The following is a 16,945-nucleotide window of genomic DNA, read 5'->3' as shown; positions in this document are numbered from 1 at the left end:
CAAGGGCTTTGATATACTTAGAGCTTAAAAGAATTAAGCAGCTTGTTGCTTACGGATGATGTTCAATGCGCCACCGGCTTTGAACCACTCGATCTGCTGAGCATTGTAGGTATGGTTAACAGCAAATGAATCCTGCGAACCGTCGGCGTGGTGTAACACCACGGTCAGTTGTTTACCAGGAGCAAATTCGGTCAGACCCAGGATGTCGATCTTGTCATCTTCCTGAACTTTGTCGTAATCGGCAGTATCAGCAAAGGTGATGGCCAGCATACCTTGTTTTTTCAGGTTGGTCTCGTGGATACGGGCAAATGATTTTACCAGGATCGCACGTACGCCTAAGTGACGTGGCTCCATGGCAGCGTGCTCACGTGATGAACCTTCGCCATAGTTCTCGTCGCCTACTACTACGGTACCAATGCCATTGGCTTTGTAATCGCGCTGAGTAGCTGGTACAGGACCGTACTCACCAGTGATCTCATTTTTAACGCTATCGGCATTGTTATTAAAGTAGTTGATGGCACCGATCAGCATGTTGTTACTGATGTTATCCAGGTGACCACGGAACTTTAACCATGGACCGGCCATAGAGATGTGGTCGGTAGTACATTTACCTTTAGCTTTGATCAGCAAACGCAGATCTTTAAGGTCGGTACCTTCCCAGGCCGCAAATGGCTCCAGTAATTGCAAACGTGACGATTTTGGATCAACGATCACCTGTACGCCGCTACCATCGGCAGCTGGTGCCTGGTAACCGGCATCCTCAACAGCAAAACCTTTTACTGGTAGCTCGATGCCTTGAGGCTCGTCTAACTTAACCTGCTCACCGTTCTGATTGGTCAGCGTGTCGGTCATTGGGTTAAAGGTAAGATCACCGGCGATAGCTAAAGCGGTAACGATCTCAGGCGAAGCCACGAAAGCGTGGGTATTAGGGTTGCCATCCTGACGTTTGGCAAAGTTACGGTTGAACGAAGTGATGATCGAGTTCTTGCGGGTAGGATCGTCAGTATGACGTGACCACTGACCGATACATGGACCGCAGGCGTTTGCCAAGATCACACCACCTATCTTCTCGAAGGTATCTAAATAACCATCGCGCTCTACGGTGTAACGCACCAGTTCTGAACCTGGGGTTACGGTGTACTCGGCTTTGGTCTTCAAGTTCTTATCGATAGCCTGTTTGGCCAAAGAGGCCGCACGGGTGATATCCTCGTAAGATGAGTTGGTACAAGAGCCGATCAAACCTACCTCTAAAGTGGTTGGCCAGCCGTTCTCTTTAACAGCAGTAGCGAATTTTGATAAAGGCCAGGCCAGGTCCGGAGTGAACGGACCATTGATGTGTGGCTCCAGCTCGCTCAGGTTGATCTCGATCACCTGGTCAAAGTATTGCTCAGGGTTTGCGTAAACCTCTTCGTCGCCGGTCAGGTGCTGGGCAATGGCATCGGCCATGTCAGCGATGTCGGCACGTTTGGTACCACGCAGGTAAGCAGCAGCTTTATCGTCGTAACCGAAGATAGAGGTGGTAGCACCGATCTCGGCACCCATGTTACAGATGGTACCTTTACCAGTGGCCGATAATGAACGGGCACCTTCACCAAAGTACTCAACGATGTAACCGGTACCGCCTTTTACGGTCAGAATGCCAGCCACACGCAGGATCACGTCCTTGGCCGAGCTCCAGCCCGAAAGTTTACCGGTCAGTTTCACACCCAGCAGCTTAGGGAATTTAAGCTCCCATGGCAGGCCAGCCATCACGTCGCAGGCATCAGCACCACCAACACCGATAGCCACCATACCCAAACCACCCGCGTTAGGGGTGTGTGAGTCGGTACCGATCATCATACCACCCGGGAAAGCGTAGTTCTCTAACACTACCTGGTGAATGATACCTGCACCTGGTTTCCAGAAACCGATACCGTATTTATCAGACACTGACGACAGGAAGTCATAAACCTCGCTGTTGATGTCTTTAGCTGTATTTAAGTCTTCAGTAGCACCGATCTTGGCTTGGATCAGGTGATCGCAATGCACGGTTGAAGGTACCGCAACTTTAGGGCGACCAGCTTGCATGAACTGCAGCAGGGCCATTTGCGCGGTGGCATCTTGCATGGCCACACGGTCAGGTGCAAAGTCAACATAATCCACACCACGCTGAAAAGCTGCTTTAGCTTCGCCTTCAGAAAGGTGGGCATATAAAATTTTCTCGGTTAAAGTCAAAGGTTTGCCGGTCGCTTTGCGGGCCGCATCTATACGGCTGCTGTAGCGGTCGTACACCTTTTTGATCATATCTAAATCAAAAGCCATTTGTTTGATCCTTTTAGGTAAAAAATGAACAATAGTACGTTCGCGAACTCTGCAAAAGTGCGAACGCCGCGAATGTACGAAATTTACAGTTTGAAAGGTAAATGGGTTTGGGTCAAATACTATTTAGATTTATTCTCGATTACAACACCTCGCTGGTGTAAGTGTTTGACCGACACGGCGGAATAGTTAGGCTGTTGGAGAAGATAGACGGGGTACTCGGGCGTCTCGGGTATCAGGTTAGGTCCGTCGTACTTACTGCCACTTGTCATGTTGAACTCAGTGAAACATCACATACGCCAAGCGGGTGAGATAGTCAGCTGTATAAGATCCTTCGGCTCCGCTCAGGATGACAAGTTGGTAACATAAACGTAGCGAACTTACCACAATCATCCCTCATCCAACACCCCATCACCAACTCCACCTAAAATGCGTATTTTTGCGTTTTAACTACCGCATCTTGAGCGAACTATACACCAAACATAAAGAGCATTTCGATTTTGCCGAAGGCGAGCTGCTGCTGATCAACAAGCCTTACCGCTGGACCAGTTTCGACATCGTAGGCAAAGTACGTAACGCTTTCAAACCCCTGAAATTAAAGGTAGGCCATGCCGGTACCCTTGACCCGCTGGCCACCGGATTGCTGATCGTCTGTACCGGCAAAATGACCAAACAGATCGATACCTTTCAGGCCGAAGAAAAAGAATACACCGGCACGTTGGTACTGGGCGCCACCACCCCATCATATGATATGGAGACCGAGCCCGACCAGACCTTTGATATCACCCACCTGAACGAGCAGGACCTGCGCGACGCCTGTGCTCAGTTAATCGGTGAGATACAGCAATACCCGCCAGCGCACTCGGCCATCAAGGTGAACGGCGAACGCCTGTACGAAAAGGCCCGCCGCGGTGAGGACGTAGAACTCAAGTCGCGCACGGTGACCATCACCGAATTCGAACTTACCCGTATCGAACTGCCCGAGGTAGATTTCAGGGTCGTATGCAGCAAAGGCACTTACATCCGTTCCCTGGCACATGACCTGGGCAAGGCCGTGAACAACGGCGCCTACCTGAGCCGCCTGCGCCGTACGCGTAGTGGCAATTTCAAGGTAGAAGATGCCTGGGAGGTTATGGAGCTGGTGAATATGATCAAGCAAAAGCCCCACCCAAACCCTCCCCGGGAGGGAGGGCTTCAGGAGAACGACGGTGAGAACGTCAGGACCTACCGGGAGAGTGCGAATCCTCTGAGCTATGAAACCCTGAAAGGAAATAGCCTGGCCAATCGTCATGTTCCTACAGAAGCAGAAAACGTGATGTGGCAATTACTGCGTAACAACGCCACCGGTTACAAAGTAAGGAGGCAGCATGTGATCGATAACTTCATTGTTGACTTTGTGTGCTTACAAAAAGGATTGGTGATCGAGGTTGACGGCAAATACCACGAAACCAATAAAGAAGCCGATGATACAAGAACAGAAATGCTGAATCATTGGGGCTTCGAAGTGGTCAGATTCACGAATGATGAAGTTTTAAGCGCTCCTCAAAAGATATTTGGCATTATAAACGAAAAGATAAATAGCCTACCAGATAGGGAGCAAAAAGTTCACTTATCAACAAACGAAATGTCATCCGATAATTATTATAAAGCCCTCCCTCCCGGGGAGGGTTTGGGAGGGGCTGGAGGGGCCGGAGGTTTATCATGAAGATCTATCACCACATTGACGAGTTCACGCCGCTGAGTAATGCGGTGGTCACCATTGGGACCTTTGACGGGGTACACCAGGGGCACCGGCAGATCATAGCCCAGTTGAAAGAACTGGCGCAACAGACCGGCGGCGAAACGGTGATCCTTACCTTTTTTCCGCATCCGCGCATGATCATTCATCCGGAGGACCAGGACCTTAAGCTGATCACCACCATACATGAGCGGGCTCAACTGCTGGAAGCATTGGGTGTCGATCACCTGATCATTACACCTTTTTCTCGCGATTTCTCTAACCAAACGGCTGAGGCATACATCCGCGATGTGCTGGTGAACCGCATTGGTACCCGCCGCATCATTATCGGATATGATCACCGTTTCGGCAAGGACCGCCAGGGCGGTATAGCTGATCTGCAAAAAGCAGCGCCGGTATACGGCTTTGAGGTGATCGAGATACCGGAACAAGACATTAACGATGTAGCCGTGAGTTCGACCCGTATACGGGAAGCGCTTATGGTGTCTGATATCGACAAGGCCAATACCTTTTTAGGTTACCCCTTTTTTATAACAGGCAAGGTGATCCGCGGTAACCAGATCGGGCGGCAACTGGGTTATCCTACGGCAAACTTACTGGTAGAAGAAGGCTACAAGCTGATCCCGGCCGATGGCATATTCGCCGCCACGGTAAAAATTGGCGACGAGGAGTTCAAAGGGATGGCCTATATCGGTCATCGGCCCACCATTAACGGTATGACCCGCAATATCGAGGTCAATATATTCGATTTCGACCGCGACATTTACAACCAGACCCTGCAAATGAACTTTATCCATTTTGTACGGCATGATGTAAAGTTCACCTCACTGGAAGGATTGAAAGAACAACTGGCGCAGGATAGAGTAGAGGTTTTGAAGATGTTGGATTCGTAGAAGAGTTGATAGCTGATGGTTCATAGTTCATGGAGGAAGTATGTTCTGCCATCACTTTCTATGAGTATCAATAACTACCATGAACTATCATCTATAAACTATGAACTGATCCATCTTTTTTCTCATAATTCGCTAATACTTTATAAATTGGTCTTTTAGATGGGGTTGGTCAGCGTAAAAACTGCTGTGAATCACACCCCAACTACCAACGCACTAAATGAAACTGAACCTCGATAAGCAGGAAAGTGAGTTCCTCGACCGCGTGCTGACCCATTGGGAACGCGAAGGCTCGCTCACGCCCGAACAGGTCAAACAACTGAAAAGCTCTACCGAGGTAAAAGGTTTCGATTGGATGCGCCTGGCGCAATACTCTTTCTGGATCGCGCTCGTTTGCGGCGCCATCGCCATTGGTTCACTCATCATTAGTGATAAGGTACTCAACTGGCTAAAAGGACTGTATTATACGCCTGATATCCTGATCAGTGCCGCGGCTGCCCTGATCGCCGCCGCTGCTTACTTTTTGGGCAACCGCCGCGAAAAGATATACCCCGAACGGGTTTTCAGTAATGAGGCTACCATATTTACCGGGGTGTTGTTCACGGCCTGTAGCATAGCTTACCTGGGCAAAGCGCTCGATAACGGTTCCGGGCACTTCTCTTTGTTATTCCTGCTCTCGGTACTCATTTATGGCGTGCTTGCCTATAAACTTAACTCGCGTATGATCTGGCTGTTCATGCTGGTATCATTGGGTAGTTGGTTCGGTACCGAGACCGGTTATCAAACGCGCTGGAGCTATTACTTTTTAGGGTTGAATTACCCGTTGCGTTTCGTATTGTTCAGCCTGGTGCTGTTGGCTGGTTGCTACCTGCTAAAAAGCAAAAAATGGCTGGCCAACTTTTGGGACCTTACCTACGTGGTCGCCCTCTTATATCTATTCATTTCTTTGTGGCTGCTCAGCATATTTGGCAATTACGGCCACATAGAAGAGTGGGCCAACGTAAAGCAGCTCGACCTTTATTACTGGGGAATTATAGCCATGGCTGTGGCCGGTGGGTTCACCCTCTTTGGGTTAAAGACCAAGGATGCCATCGCACGCGAGTTCGGTATCACGTTCGTGCTCATCTTCATTTACACCAAATACTTTGAGTACCTGTGGAGCCACATCCCGTACACGGTATTCTTTGCTATACTGGCCTTATCGTTCTGGTTCATTGGCCGCCGGGCTGAAAAGATCTGGAACCTGAACGTGTGATGATCAGGGCGGTGTATCGTCATAAATTCGAAACATATTTTAGCGCCCAACGTTAAAAATATAACTAATTCGTATTTTTGTACCGATAGTTATAAGCCAGTTTTGAAGACCAGTTCCTTAAAATATCTTGCTTTAAGTTTCCTGCTTGCGATCATGCTCGAAGGCAGCCATATTCCTGTTATCTCTATTTTTGGCCAGCACATCAGTGCCAGTATCAATGGTGATGACAACAGCGCCGAAGATCCTATCAAGGAGACCGAAAGCCTGAGGGTAGAGACAGCGAGAGACTATCTTCACGAGCTTACTTATTTCAACTTTACCGAACCCGTACTTTTATTGCCCTACCGTTCTAAAGGTGTGGTGAACGATCGTGCCTCATACTGGCATTACGCCGAGGTACTCACTCCACCGCCATCCTGCTAAGCTTTTTTTCTTATTCCCTTTTCAACCGGTCGGGTAATGCATGTGCATGGCCGTCCCGTTAGTGTACCTATTTATTTTATCTATCATAACTACGATCATGAAAAATTTGAAATTCGTGATGGTGCAATTGGCACTGTCATTATTCGCTACTGTAGCGTTAGCACAAACCAAACAAGTTAATGAGGACGACCTCAAAAAGAATATGTCGCCCGTGACCGGCGCTTTAGATGCGGTGAACCGACTGCAACCGGTTACTTACCAGTATAATACCCAACTGGTACCGGGTGTGAAGATGCCGGGTGGTACCCAGTATGGTTTCAATGCCGATAATGTACGTTCGGTATTACCGGCCCTGGTACGTACCGAAAGCAGGCTATATCCTGCCGGCAAAGGCAGCCAGCGCTCGGCCGATGTTAGCACCGTTGATGTGCAAGGTTTGGTGCCTGTACTGTTGGGCGCCATCAAAGAGCAGCAACAACAGATCGACGCCCTGAAAGCGGAGTTACGTTCTTTACAAAAGAACAATAACACCTCGGCCTCAGTAGGGAGCAAGTAATTAAATAAAATGTGTAATGAGCCGGGTCCCTGATCAGGGACCCGGCTTTTTTTATGCCTGATCTTTTTTTGACCAGCTGATCACCGCCTTTATCTCGGCATAGGTGTAGGCATCGCCCAATACCTCTTTGAGGGGAGCAAGGCGCTCGGTGCCATACTTCTCAATGGCATCCTGTATCGCAGGGATCTTTTTGGCTGTCACCAGTTCATATACATCCAGTTCGCCGGTCTCGATGAAGCCGCACAGGTGGTTCTGTATGGTGGTGATGCTTAACTGGCGTTGTTGCGCGATCTCGTCCAAGCTCAGGCCGCCCTTGTATAGTTCAAGGCTCTCGCGCTGGGTGTTACCTGATGATGCCCGAGGGCTTTTGGTGCGGGTGGCTGGCTTGCTTTGCTTGGTCCCGATCTTGGAGGTCAGTCCGTACTGGTGGCAATACGCCAGTGTGGCCTGTAAAAAAGCGTCGCCATAGCGTACCAATTTCACTTCACCAAAACCCGATATCTTGCTTAGCTCGTTAGGGGTTTGCGGCAGGTAGGTGGCGATCTCAAGCAAAGTAGCGTCAGACAAAATGAGGTAGGCCGGTACGTTCTCTTTCATGGCCAGGTTGAGGCGTATGGTCTTGAGGTCTTGCAATAGCCCGGCCTCGTATACCGGTGTCTGCAACTCGGTGGCCAGTTCCACCTCCTCGGCTATGCTGAACTCTACCTTTTGGCGGCCTTTCAGCACGTCCTCACTTTGGTCGGTCAGTTTCAGGATCGGGTATTGATCATCGGTGGTGCGCAAATAGCCCTGGGTCACCAGCTGGGCAATGTAGCGTTGCCAGTCGGCCTTACTCACATCGGCACCAATGCCATAGGTCTTGAGCTGTTTGTGGTCGGCCCATATCTTTTCGCTTTTGGAGCCGCGCAGCAGATCGATCACATAGTTCGCGCCAAAGCGCTGATCCAGCCGGGCAACGGCCGATAGGGCCTTTTGAGCCAGCACGGTACCATCAATGGTCTTATATTCGGTGAGGCAAACATCGCACGAGCCGCAATGATCACCAAAGGGTTCGTTAAAATAGTGCATGAGGTACTGTCGGCGGCAGGTTTGTAGCTGGCAGTACTTCACCATATCGTCCAGCTTTTTAAGCATGATGGCGCTTTGTTCCTCGTTGCCCTCGACCCGGGCAAAATTCTTGAGCTTAAAAGCATCACCCGCCGAAAAGAATAGCAAGGCTTCGGACGGCAAACCATCGCGCCCGGCACGGCCGGTCTCCTGGTAGTAACCTTCTATATTTTTGGGCAGGTCGTAGTGGACCACGTACCGCACGTTACTCTTATTAATACCCATGCCAAAGGCAATGGTAGCTACCATGATCTTGATCTCATCGCGCAGGAACTGTTCCTGGTTGCGGGCCTTGGTATCAATGTCCAACCCGGCATGGTAGGCACTGGCCGCATAGCCCTGTGCCCGCAGATCGGTGGCCAGGTCCTCAGTGGCCGCGCGCGACAGGCAATAGATGATGCCCGACTCGTCGCGCCGCTCGTTCAAAAAGTGGAGCAGTTGCTGGTAGGCGTTCTTTTTAGGCGACACGGTGTAGCTGATGTTAGGCCGATTGAAGGAGGAGACGAACTCGGCCGGCTGGTGCAGGGCCAGCTTGTCGCGAATGTCTTGCCGGGTCAGCTCATCGGCTGTGGCGGTTAGGGCGATCACCGGTATGAGCGGGAACTCCGTTTTAAAGTGTGCCAGCATCAGGTACTCGGGCCTGAAATCATGCCCCCAGTGCGATATACAGTGTGCCTCATCGATCGCGATCAAGCTTACCGGTAGCTGTTTCAAAAAGCTTACCAAACGGCTCTCCGAACTGAACAGCCGCTCAGGCGCCAAATACAGCAACTTGATCTCGCCATTTTTGACACGGCTAATGATATTGGTTTGTTCGCCGCTGCTTTGGGTAGAGTTAAGATAGGCCGCCGGGATGCCGGTCAGGTTTAGCGCATCCACCTGGTCTTTCATCAACGCGATCAGGGGCGATATCACCAGTGTGAGCCCTGGCAACAGTACCGCAGGCAACTGGTAACAAAGCGATTTACCACCACCCGTGGGCATCAGCACCAAAGCATCGCCACCGCTCATCACCTGTTTAATGATGGCCTCCTGCTGGTGACGGAACTGCGTGTAACCGTAATATTTTTGTAGTGCCTGTAACGGGGTCATGGATGGATCAAGGAATGTCAGCGCTGCCTTAGAACGGGCAAAGCTACAATTTTTATATGGCTGGCAATGGTTGTTAGCGTTGCATTGCTTAGCTTAGGCACATCAGATCATTTTGCATGAAAAAACTTTACACACTGGCTTTGCTGTTAGCCGTGGCTTGTTGTTCGTTCGCACAGGCGCTGCGTACTCCTGCACAATTTGTAGGGTATGAGCTGGGCAGCCAGTATACTTATCATTACCGCATTGCCGAGTATTTTCAGTACATGGCGCAAGCCTCTAAAAAGATAAAGCTGTTGCCTTATGGCACCACTAACGAGGGTCGCCCCCTTATGGTGGCCTTTGTAGGTAGTGAGGAGAACTTGGCACGGTTGGATGACATCCGTAACCACAACCTGTATTTGGCCGGTTTGAGTAAAGCCCCTGCCACACTGACCAATGCCCCGGCCATTGTTTGGCTGAGCTATAACGTGCATGGCAACGAGCCAAGCAGCAGCGAGGCGGCCATGCAGACGCTTTATGATATGGTGGATCCCGGCAACAGCCGTACACAGGCCTGGTTAAAGAATACCATAGTGGTGATCGATCCTTGCCTGAACCCTGATGGGCGCGACCGTTACGTGAACTTTTATAACCAGGTGCGTGGCGTTACGCCCGATGCCGACCTGGTATCGCGCGAGCACATGGAACCCTGGCCGGGTGGGCGGGTAAACCATTATTACTTTGACCTGAACCGCGACTGGGCCTGGCAAACGCAAAAGGAGGTGCAGGCCCGTGCCGGTCTGTATAACCAATGGCTGCCGCAGATCCATGTCGATTTTCATGAGCAGGGCGTTAACAACCCATACTACTTTGCCCCGGCGGCCGAGCCTTTTCATAAGGACATTACGCCGTGGCAGCGCGAGTTCCAGACCACCATCGGGAAGAACAATGCCAAGTACTTTGACCAGAACGGCTGGCTGTACTTTACCAAAGAGGTGTTCGACCTGCTGTATCCATCTTATGGAGATACCTATCCTTTATATAACGGCTCCATTGGCATGACCTATGAGCAGGGTGGTGGCCCGGCAGGTGGACTGGCCGCGCAAATGCGCAGCGGCGACACCCTTACCCTGGCCGATCGCATAGCCCATCATCACTCTAACGGGTTGAGTACGATCGAAACAGCATCGGCCAATGCTGCCAAGATACTGACCGAGTATAAGCGCTACTTTGATAATGCCCGCACCAATCCGCCGGGTACGTACCAAACGTATGTGATCAAGAACGAGAATGCCGATAATATGGTGAAGCTGGAGCAACTGCTCACCAACAACCGGATCGAGTATCATACTAACCTGTCGCGCAAGGCAAGTGGCTTTAACTATTTCACCGGCGCTACCGAGGGTTTTAACGTGGAGCCTAAAGACATTGTGATCGATGCGCACCAGCCGAAAGCCGTATTGCTGACCGTACTATTGGAACCCAAGACCTTTGTGGCCGACTCTAATACTTACGACATCACGGCATGGTCGTTACCTTATGCTTATGGTCTTAAGGCCTACGGCGTTAAAGGATCGATGGATCTATCAGGCGCAAAACCGGCCCCGGGCACACTTACACAGGCTGCACCTGAATATAAAGGTGCTTATGCCTACGTTGCCGAATGGCGCAGTGTGGAGGATGTGAAGTTCTTGTCGTACCTGCTGCAAAAAGGCGTAAAAGTACGGGTGTCTAATGCACCGTTCGAGGCGGCCGGCAAAAAATTCGCAGCTGGCTCGCTCATTATCACCCGTGCGGGCAACAAACAGGCCGATATGGAACGGGAGCTTACTGATGCCGCTTCCAAGTATCAGCGCAAATTGACACCGCTCACTACCGGCTTCTCTGACAAGGGGGCCGACCTAGGCTCAAGTGCTGTAGGTTTTTTGGCCAAACCTAAAGTGATGCTGGTTTCGGGCGAGGGTGTATCGGCCAATGACATGGGCGAGGTATGGCACTTTTTTGAACAGCAGATCGGTTACCCGGTTACCGTGGTACGCTACCAGGACCTGGAGCGCATCAAGCTGAGCGATCATGATGTAATGATCCTGCCAGATGGGCGCTACTCCAAGTTCCCGCTGGAACGCATACAGGATTGGGTGAACGATGGCGGCCGCCTGATCGCCATGGGCGGCGCGATCAGCCAATTCGCCGATAAAAAAGGTTTTAACTTAAAGAGCAAGGAAGAGGACAAAAAGGAAGACAAGAACAAGAAGCCCGACCTGATGCCGTACGCGGATCGTGACCGCGAATCATTAAAAGGCAATGTACCCGGTGCTATATATAAGGTATACCTGGACAATACACACCCGCTGGGTTACGGTTATTCTAAATACTATTATACCCTTAAACTGGGCGATGATGTGTACGACTACCTGACCGATGGCGCCGTAAATGTTGGCGTACTTAAAAAGGATAGCTACACTACAGGCTTTGCCGGCCAAAAGGCCAAACAAAAACTAAGCACTGGTCTGCTGTTCGGCGTGGAGCCTAAAGGCCGTGGCACCATCATTTACCTGGCCGATGATCCGCTGTTCCGTAGTTTTTGGGAGGGCGGCAAGCTGCTGTTCAGTAACGCCGTGTTCATGGTGAATTAAGAGGTCAAAGGCATGTTGAGATCAGCACCTTAAAAAGGTAGGAGAGAGGAGGGGAACGAGCGTGTTACATTTGCAAAAAAGTGTACACCGATGAAACCAAATTCCCCAAATTTCCCCGTTTTTTAGTGTTGCGAGATTTGTAAAAACCCAACTTTTTCAAGAAAAAACGACATTTTTCAAGAATGTAACACCAAATGTAACACCATAAGCGCGAAATGTAACACCTTGGAAAGTACAGCAAGACATCAGATCGCGCCCAGATAAGGTGAGGTGTGAGCATTTTTGCGAAATTGATAACGACTCTCTCAGATCAGAGTTGTACTAAAATACAAAGACCGCCCTGTGGTACAGTGGCGGTCTTTGTATATATATATATAATATAAGTATGATGCAGGTACTGGTTTAGTTACCTCCTTTTACACGGCCTTGTTCGGCACCTGAAGCGCTGTTATGGCGACGGCTTTGGATCTTGGCATTACCAAAGTTGTAGGTAAAGGTCAAACGGGCCACGCGGGTCTCGTTCTTTTGGAACACGTTAAAGTTCAGGTTGCCCTGGCGTACGGTGAGGTATTGCTGGCGGGTGTTAAAGATATCGCTCACCGAGAATTTCAAAGTAGCTTTCTTAGCCGCGAACGACCTGCTCACACCGGCGTCAAAGCCATAGTTACGGCGTATATGGAACAAACCATAGGTCAATGCCGATTGGTAGTTAAAGGTACCCTCGAACTTTAAGGTCTTGCTCACGGTAAAGGTGTTGATCGAGTTGCCGTTGGCCGCATACTGGCCATTGTTGATCTGCAGATCAGGTGAGTTGGCTTTAAAGCCCAGGTAAAAACCGGTGATGTTGTTGTTCATGCTCCACCATTTGGCTATAGTGAACGGCAAATTCATATTCAGGTTGTAGGAATTCTGTATGGCCAGGTTCTCGCGGGTAATGAAAGTTACTTTTTGAGCGTCTATCTGTTTAGGTACCTCTACCATCACGTCGGTGGTGCGGCTGTAACCCAAGGTCAGGTTATAGCGTTTTTTAAAGGTATATGATAACTCGTACGAGTTGGTGAACTGCGGCCTCAGATTAGGGTTACCTTGCTGATAGGTGTAAGCGTTCAATATCTGTACAAAGCTGTTCAGGTCATCATAGCTTGGGCGATCTATACGGCGGCTGTAGTTGATACCTAAAGTATGGTTGTCACTCAGTTCCTGGTTAACGAACACGCTTGGGAACCAGCTTAGGTAGTGGCGTTCATTCACCGAAGCTACACCTTTAATATCGCGAGAGTCGCCTTTAGAGTTGGTTTGCTCTGCACGTAGACCGGCTTGTACCGAGGTCTTTTTCCAGCTCTTACTAAAGTTGAAGTAGGCAGCGTTCACGTTCTCGGTGTATTTATACAGGTTGGTGCGGCCGGCATCGGCTACCCAGTTGTTATTCAATAAGGAGTCGGTACGGAGGTCATTGTTGGTACCTACATAGCTCACCTTTAAGCCAGCTTCCAGTTTCATGGTCTTACCGATAGGATTCACGTAATCGGCCTTGTATGTCACGATGTCTATCTTGGTAGGTAGGCTGTTGCGTAGTAATGACTGGGTACGAAGGGTCTGGCCGTCGGCAAAAAAGTAATTGTTGGTGTAATTGTTGGTCTGGCGGTTCCAAAAGTAAGAGTAATCAGCATCCATACTTAACTCTTTACCCAGGGTATCAAATACCATGCGGTTGTTAATGTTGGCGGTGATGTTGTTATAACGGTCGGTGGCCATATTGCGGGTTGTGGTCACCGCGCTGTTGGTGATCTGGTCGGGGCTGATCAGCGTATTATTAAACGTGCTGGCATCAGAGGCCGAGTTGTAACCTGACACTTGTATGCCTAAAGTGTTCCTTTTATTGATGTCCCAATCGGCACCTGCCTTGTAGTTATGGGCGCTACGCTCGCGCAGCATATCGGTACGCTCATTAAAAAAGGTATTGGTTCCGCCATTGCTAATGGTACGGTTCAAGGTAATATCCTGCGGACGTTTGTTATTGTTATAGCTGTAATTACCAAAGATGTTCACATTGTTCTCCTTGTGGTTCAGGTTGAGCGATGTGCTGGCCTTATGGTTATGGCCGTAGCCACCGGTAGCTGCAAAGCTACCATTGGTACCGGCCTGGCGGTTCTTCTTCATTTTGATGTTGATGATACCTGCGTTACCGGCAGCATCATACTTGGCTGATGGGTTGGTAATGATCTCGATAGATTGGATGTTATTACCATCGGTAGACCTTAACAACGTAGCCAGCTGTGCAGCCGACAGGTAGGTCAACTTGTTATCGATCATTACGGTCACGCCTTGTTTGCCTTTCAGGCTGATGTTATCGTCCTTATCGACCGTAACGCCCGGAGCACGTTCCAGTATCTCCATAGCTGAGTTGCCCGCGGCCAGTACGCTGTTCTCCACATTCATTACAGTGCGGTCGATCTTGCGCTCGATCAGTGGTTTGGTAGCTACCACATTCACTGCAGACAGGTTCTTGGTGAGTGACCGTAACTGCAATGCAGGTACGGTGATGTTGCTGTTAGCAGTGATCGATACGGGGGCGCTCACCATTTTCTCATAACCTACAACGGTTGCTTTGATCAGGTAAGTACCGTTAACGATGCGTTCGATGGTGTAATGACCGGCCTCGTTGGTCAGGCTGCTTTTCACTACGGTCGAGTCTTTGGCCCGTAATAAGGTAATGGTGGCAAAGTCGACCGGTTTGTTTTGATCGTTGATCACGTTGCCATTGACTTTACCGGTAGGTGCTACTGCCTGAGCCTTGGCCAATACAGGTCCGGCTATTAGAGCAATGGCAGCAAATATTTTATAAATTATTGGTTTCATGTGTGTTATGATAGTTTAGTGTGTAAAAGTTGAGCAATAGTTATCCCATTAAAGATCTTCGGTCTTTTTAAATTTTAGTCGACTTGTTCTTTATGGTCGTTATGCTGGCCGAACGGACCGGCATGTTTTGTTATCTGTTAGTAAGATGCTCGTATACGCGCCAAGGTTACACCGAAACTTCATTTTTTTTCAGAAAGTATCTTTGGTGGGCAGGGGATACAGCTTCATTACCGGGCGCTAATGCCCGCTATCTTATGTTTTAAGATAGAGGAAAAGCGAGAAGAAAAAGTAAGCACCCGGCGTGCTGCCATTTATAACATCATGAACAGTAGTGGCAGCACGCGGGCGCTTATATCTTAGCGTTTGCGGTGACGTCTGATCACCACGGGTTTGCGTGATGGCGCTTCAACGCTATCAATATATATAGTATCAGGAGCAGGCACCGTCGCCGATATGGTGTCTATGGTGGTCGACTGGTCATCTTGCACTTGTACGCCATTATCGCTGCTGATGGTAGTGCTGTCCAACTTGCATCTCAGTCCTTCATTGGTCATCACGAACGGAGCGTAACGGTTCTCACTGCGGTTCTCGCCACCAGGATTGCAGTTATAGAGGTCGATATAATTAGTGATATAGCGCGCGATGCGGTCGTTCACCATCAACGTGGCGTTGAGAGGTATACGCAGAACTAAGCGTACTTCTTCATTATGCCATCCTTTAGGGTCAAGGCGGCGCAGCTTACGGTCGAACTTCAGTACCGAGTCTTGTTGGATGAACACGTAGCGAGTATTACGGGCATTGCTCAGGGCACTCTCATAATTACGGCCACGCGAGGTGAATTCCTCCTGCAATACCGGGTAAGGCACGTCTGAACGCTCGATGTCGATCTGCATATTGCGAGGGTTCATGTCCTCTTCGTCATGTTGCGTGAGCACCATGTCTCTGAACTTGTTCTTGATATCCAAGCGTGAGCTGTCCTCTGCGGTCAGGTACATGGTCTCGTTCAATTCCAAATAGTACACCTGTTTGGCGTTAGGCTGTATCTTAAGTGTCTTGGTAAATCCGGCCGAATCCCTGAACTCCGACAATACCCTTGAGGTATGCACGCCTAATATAGCTACGGCGCTGATCCAGATCACCAACAAAGTAACACCTGCCGACCGGTTGAGGCCGGTGGTACCGAATATCGCTGAAGATATCGCCACGATGATCGCGGTCAATGGCAGCACCACGATGATGAGGAACGCGGCCCTTACCTGGTTGATGTACTCGTAATTAAAAAAGCTGTCAGGTACCGAGAATTGATTGCCCCCGAAGAACCAGGTAGATACCAGTGCAAAGATAGCCATAATGATGAGCGCGACACACATCAGGATCACCGCTATGCCGAGCAATTTGATGATCACTTTGCCGGAGGTACGGAAGAACACGCCTAAGTGATGAAAGAAGTCACTGATCAGGTCGCGGGTCTTGTAAATGAACGGACGGGCATCATGTGTCATCTCGTTCAAACGGCCGCTCACCGAATTTAATTCTGCCTCAAAGTTCCTTTTGAAGCCTTGAAGATCCAGTGGTTCACCCTTCATGGCCATGCGTTCGGCACGGTTATGCGCCTTGGGTACGATCAGCCAAAGGATGATATATACCAAAGCACCGCTTCCGAAAAACACGAACGCAGCGGCGAACATGAACCGGATCCAGATGGCCTGCACGTCAAAATAATTGGCTATACCGGCACATACACCACCGATCAAGTGGTCGTCGGGATCTCTGAACAGGCGGCGTGTGCCAGTTGTAAAAGGCGAGGCAGGGTCTTCAAAGCGTGTTTGATCTTCTTGTTCGGCACTTTCAAAGTCCTTCACCGAACCCATTTGTGCGATCACGGCCTGTACGTCCAGGTCAATAATGGCTTGGCGGCTTTCGCGTTCCAGTATCTCGGTGAACATTTCGGCTATGCGGTTCTCGATGTCGGTAGTGATCTCGAGGCTATCGGCCGAGTTGAAAAAGTGTCTTTTTACGTCGGTCATGTACTCCTTGAGCAGTTCGTAAGCCTGTTCCTCGATGTGGAATACAGTACCGTTTATGTTGATGATGATCGTTTTGTTCATGATG

At 49.8% G+C, this 16,945-nt stretch carries 10 protein-coding genes and 1 pseudogene; 7 read left to right on the top strand and 4 right to left on the bottom strand.

Annotated elements, in window-relative coordinates; translation table 11 throughout:
• Positions 1-33: 33 nt before the first annotated feature.
• Positions 34-2,301 (bottom strand): aconitate hydratase, encoded by a 2,268-nt coding sequence (locus tag LLH06_RS18995; protein WP_228170869.1) that lies wholly within the window; start codon positions 2,299-2,301, stop codon positions 34-36.
• Positions 2,302-2,758: 457 nt separating this feature from the next.
• Between LLH06_RS18995 and truB the strand changes: the two are divergent.
• From truB to LLH06_RS18965, 6 genes and pseudogenes are all read left to right on the top strand, one after another.
• Positions 2,759-3,460, top strand: a pseudogene (gene truB, locus LLH06_RS18990) (tRNA pseudouridine(55) synthase TruB); the annotation flags it as partial.
• Positions 3,446-4,003 (top strand): endonuclease domain-containing protein, encoded by a 558-nt coding sequence (locus tag LLH06_RS18985; RefSeq protein ID WP_228173315.1) that lies wholly within the window; start codon positions 3,446-3,448, stop codon positions 4,001-4,003. The pseudogene truB and the gene LLH06_RS18985, both read left to right, overlap by 15 nt.
• The gene (locus tag LLH06_RS18980; RefSeq protein WP_228170868.1) at positions 4,000-4,929 is read left to right on the top strand and encodes a bifunctional riboflavin kinase/FAD synthetase; all 930 of its coding nucleotides are present in this window, start codon (positions 4,000-4,002) and stop codon (positions 4,927-4,929) included. The genes LLH06_RS18985 and LLH06_RS18980 overlap by 4 nt, the downstream gene beginning before the upstream one ends.
• A gap of 217 nt (positions 4,930-5,146) precedes the next feature.
• Positions 5,147-6,181, top strand: a complete 1,035-nt coding sequence (locus tag LLH06_RS18975) for a DUF2157 domain-containing protein (RefSeq protein WP_228170867.1) — start codon at positions 5,147-5,149, stop codon at positions 6,179-6,181.
• Between the two features lie 102 nt (positions 6,182-6,283).
• Positions 6,284-6,604, top strand: a complete 321-nt coding sequence (locus LLH06_RS18970; RefSeq protein WP_228170866.1) for a hypothetical protein — start codon at positions 6,284-6,286, stop codon at positions 6,602-6,604.
• A gap of 97 nt (positions 6,605-6,701) precedes the next feature.
• A complete protein-coding gene (locus LLH06_RS18965) occupies positions 6,702-7,160 on the top strand; it encodes a tail fiber domain-containing protein (RefSeq protein ID WP_228170865.1) in 459 nt (152 codons plus the stop codon).
• Between the two features lie 51 nt (positions 7,161-7,211).
• Here the strand turns inward: LLH06_RS18965 and recQ are convergent, their stop codons facing one another.
• Positions 7,212-9,359 carry a DNA helicase RecQ gene (gene recQ / locus LLH06_RS18960; RefSeq protein ID WP_228170864.1) on the bottom strand — a complete coding sequence of 716 codons (2,148 nt, stop codon included), beginning with the start codon at positions 9,357-9,359 and terminating at the stop codon, positions 7,212-7,214.
• A gap of 116 nt (positions 9,360-9,475) precedes the next feature.
• Here recQ and LLH06_RS18955 point away from each other — a divergent pair, with 116 nt between their 5' ends.
• Positions 9,476-11,974 carry a M14 family metallopeptidase gene (locus LLH06_RS18955; protein WP_228170863.1) on the top strand — a complete coding sequence of 833 codons (2,499 nt, stop codon included), beginning with the start codon at positions 9,476-9,478 and terminating at the stop codon, positions 11,972-11,974.
• Between the two features lie 402 nt (positions 11,975-12,376).
• Here LLH06_RS18955 and LLH06_RS18950 read toward each other — a convergent pair whose 3' ends face one another.
• Both LLH06_RS18950 and LLH06_RS18945 read right to left on the bottom strand, forming a co-directional pair.
• Positions 12,377-14,833 carry a TonB-dependent receptor domain-containing protein gene (locus LLH06_RS18950; protein ID WP_228170862.1) on the bottom strand — a complete coding sequence of 819 codons (2,457 nt, stop codon included), beginning with the start codon at positions 14,831-14,833 and terminating at the stop codon, positions 12,377-12,379.
• 356 nt (positions 14,834-15,189) lie between these two features.
• Positions 15,190-16,941: a PspC domain-containing protein gene (locus LLH06_RS18945; protein ID WP_228170861.1), complete on the bottom strand. Its 1,752-nt coding sequence runs from the start codon at positions 16,939-16,941 to the stop codon at positions 15,190-15,192.
• Positions 16,942-16,945: the final 4 nt, after the last annotated feature.

Origin of the sequence: Mucilaginibacter daejeonensis, from assembly GCF_020783335.1 — a bacterium.
GTDB classification, from domain to species: domain Bacteria; phylum Bacteroidota; class Bacteroidia; order Sphingobacteriales; family Sphingobacteriaceae; genus Mucilaginibacter; species Mucilaginibacter daejeonensis.
Note: the sequence above shows the minus strand (reverse complement) of the source record. Positions and strands in the feature narration are given on the sequence as shown.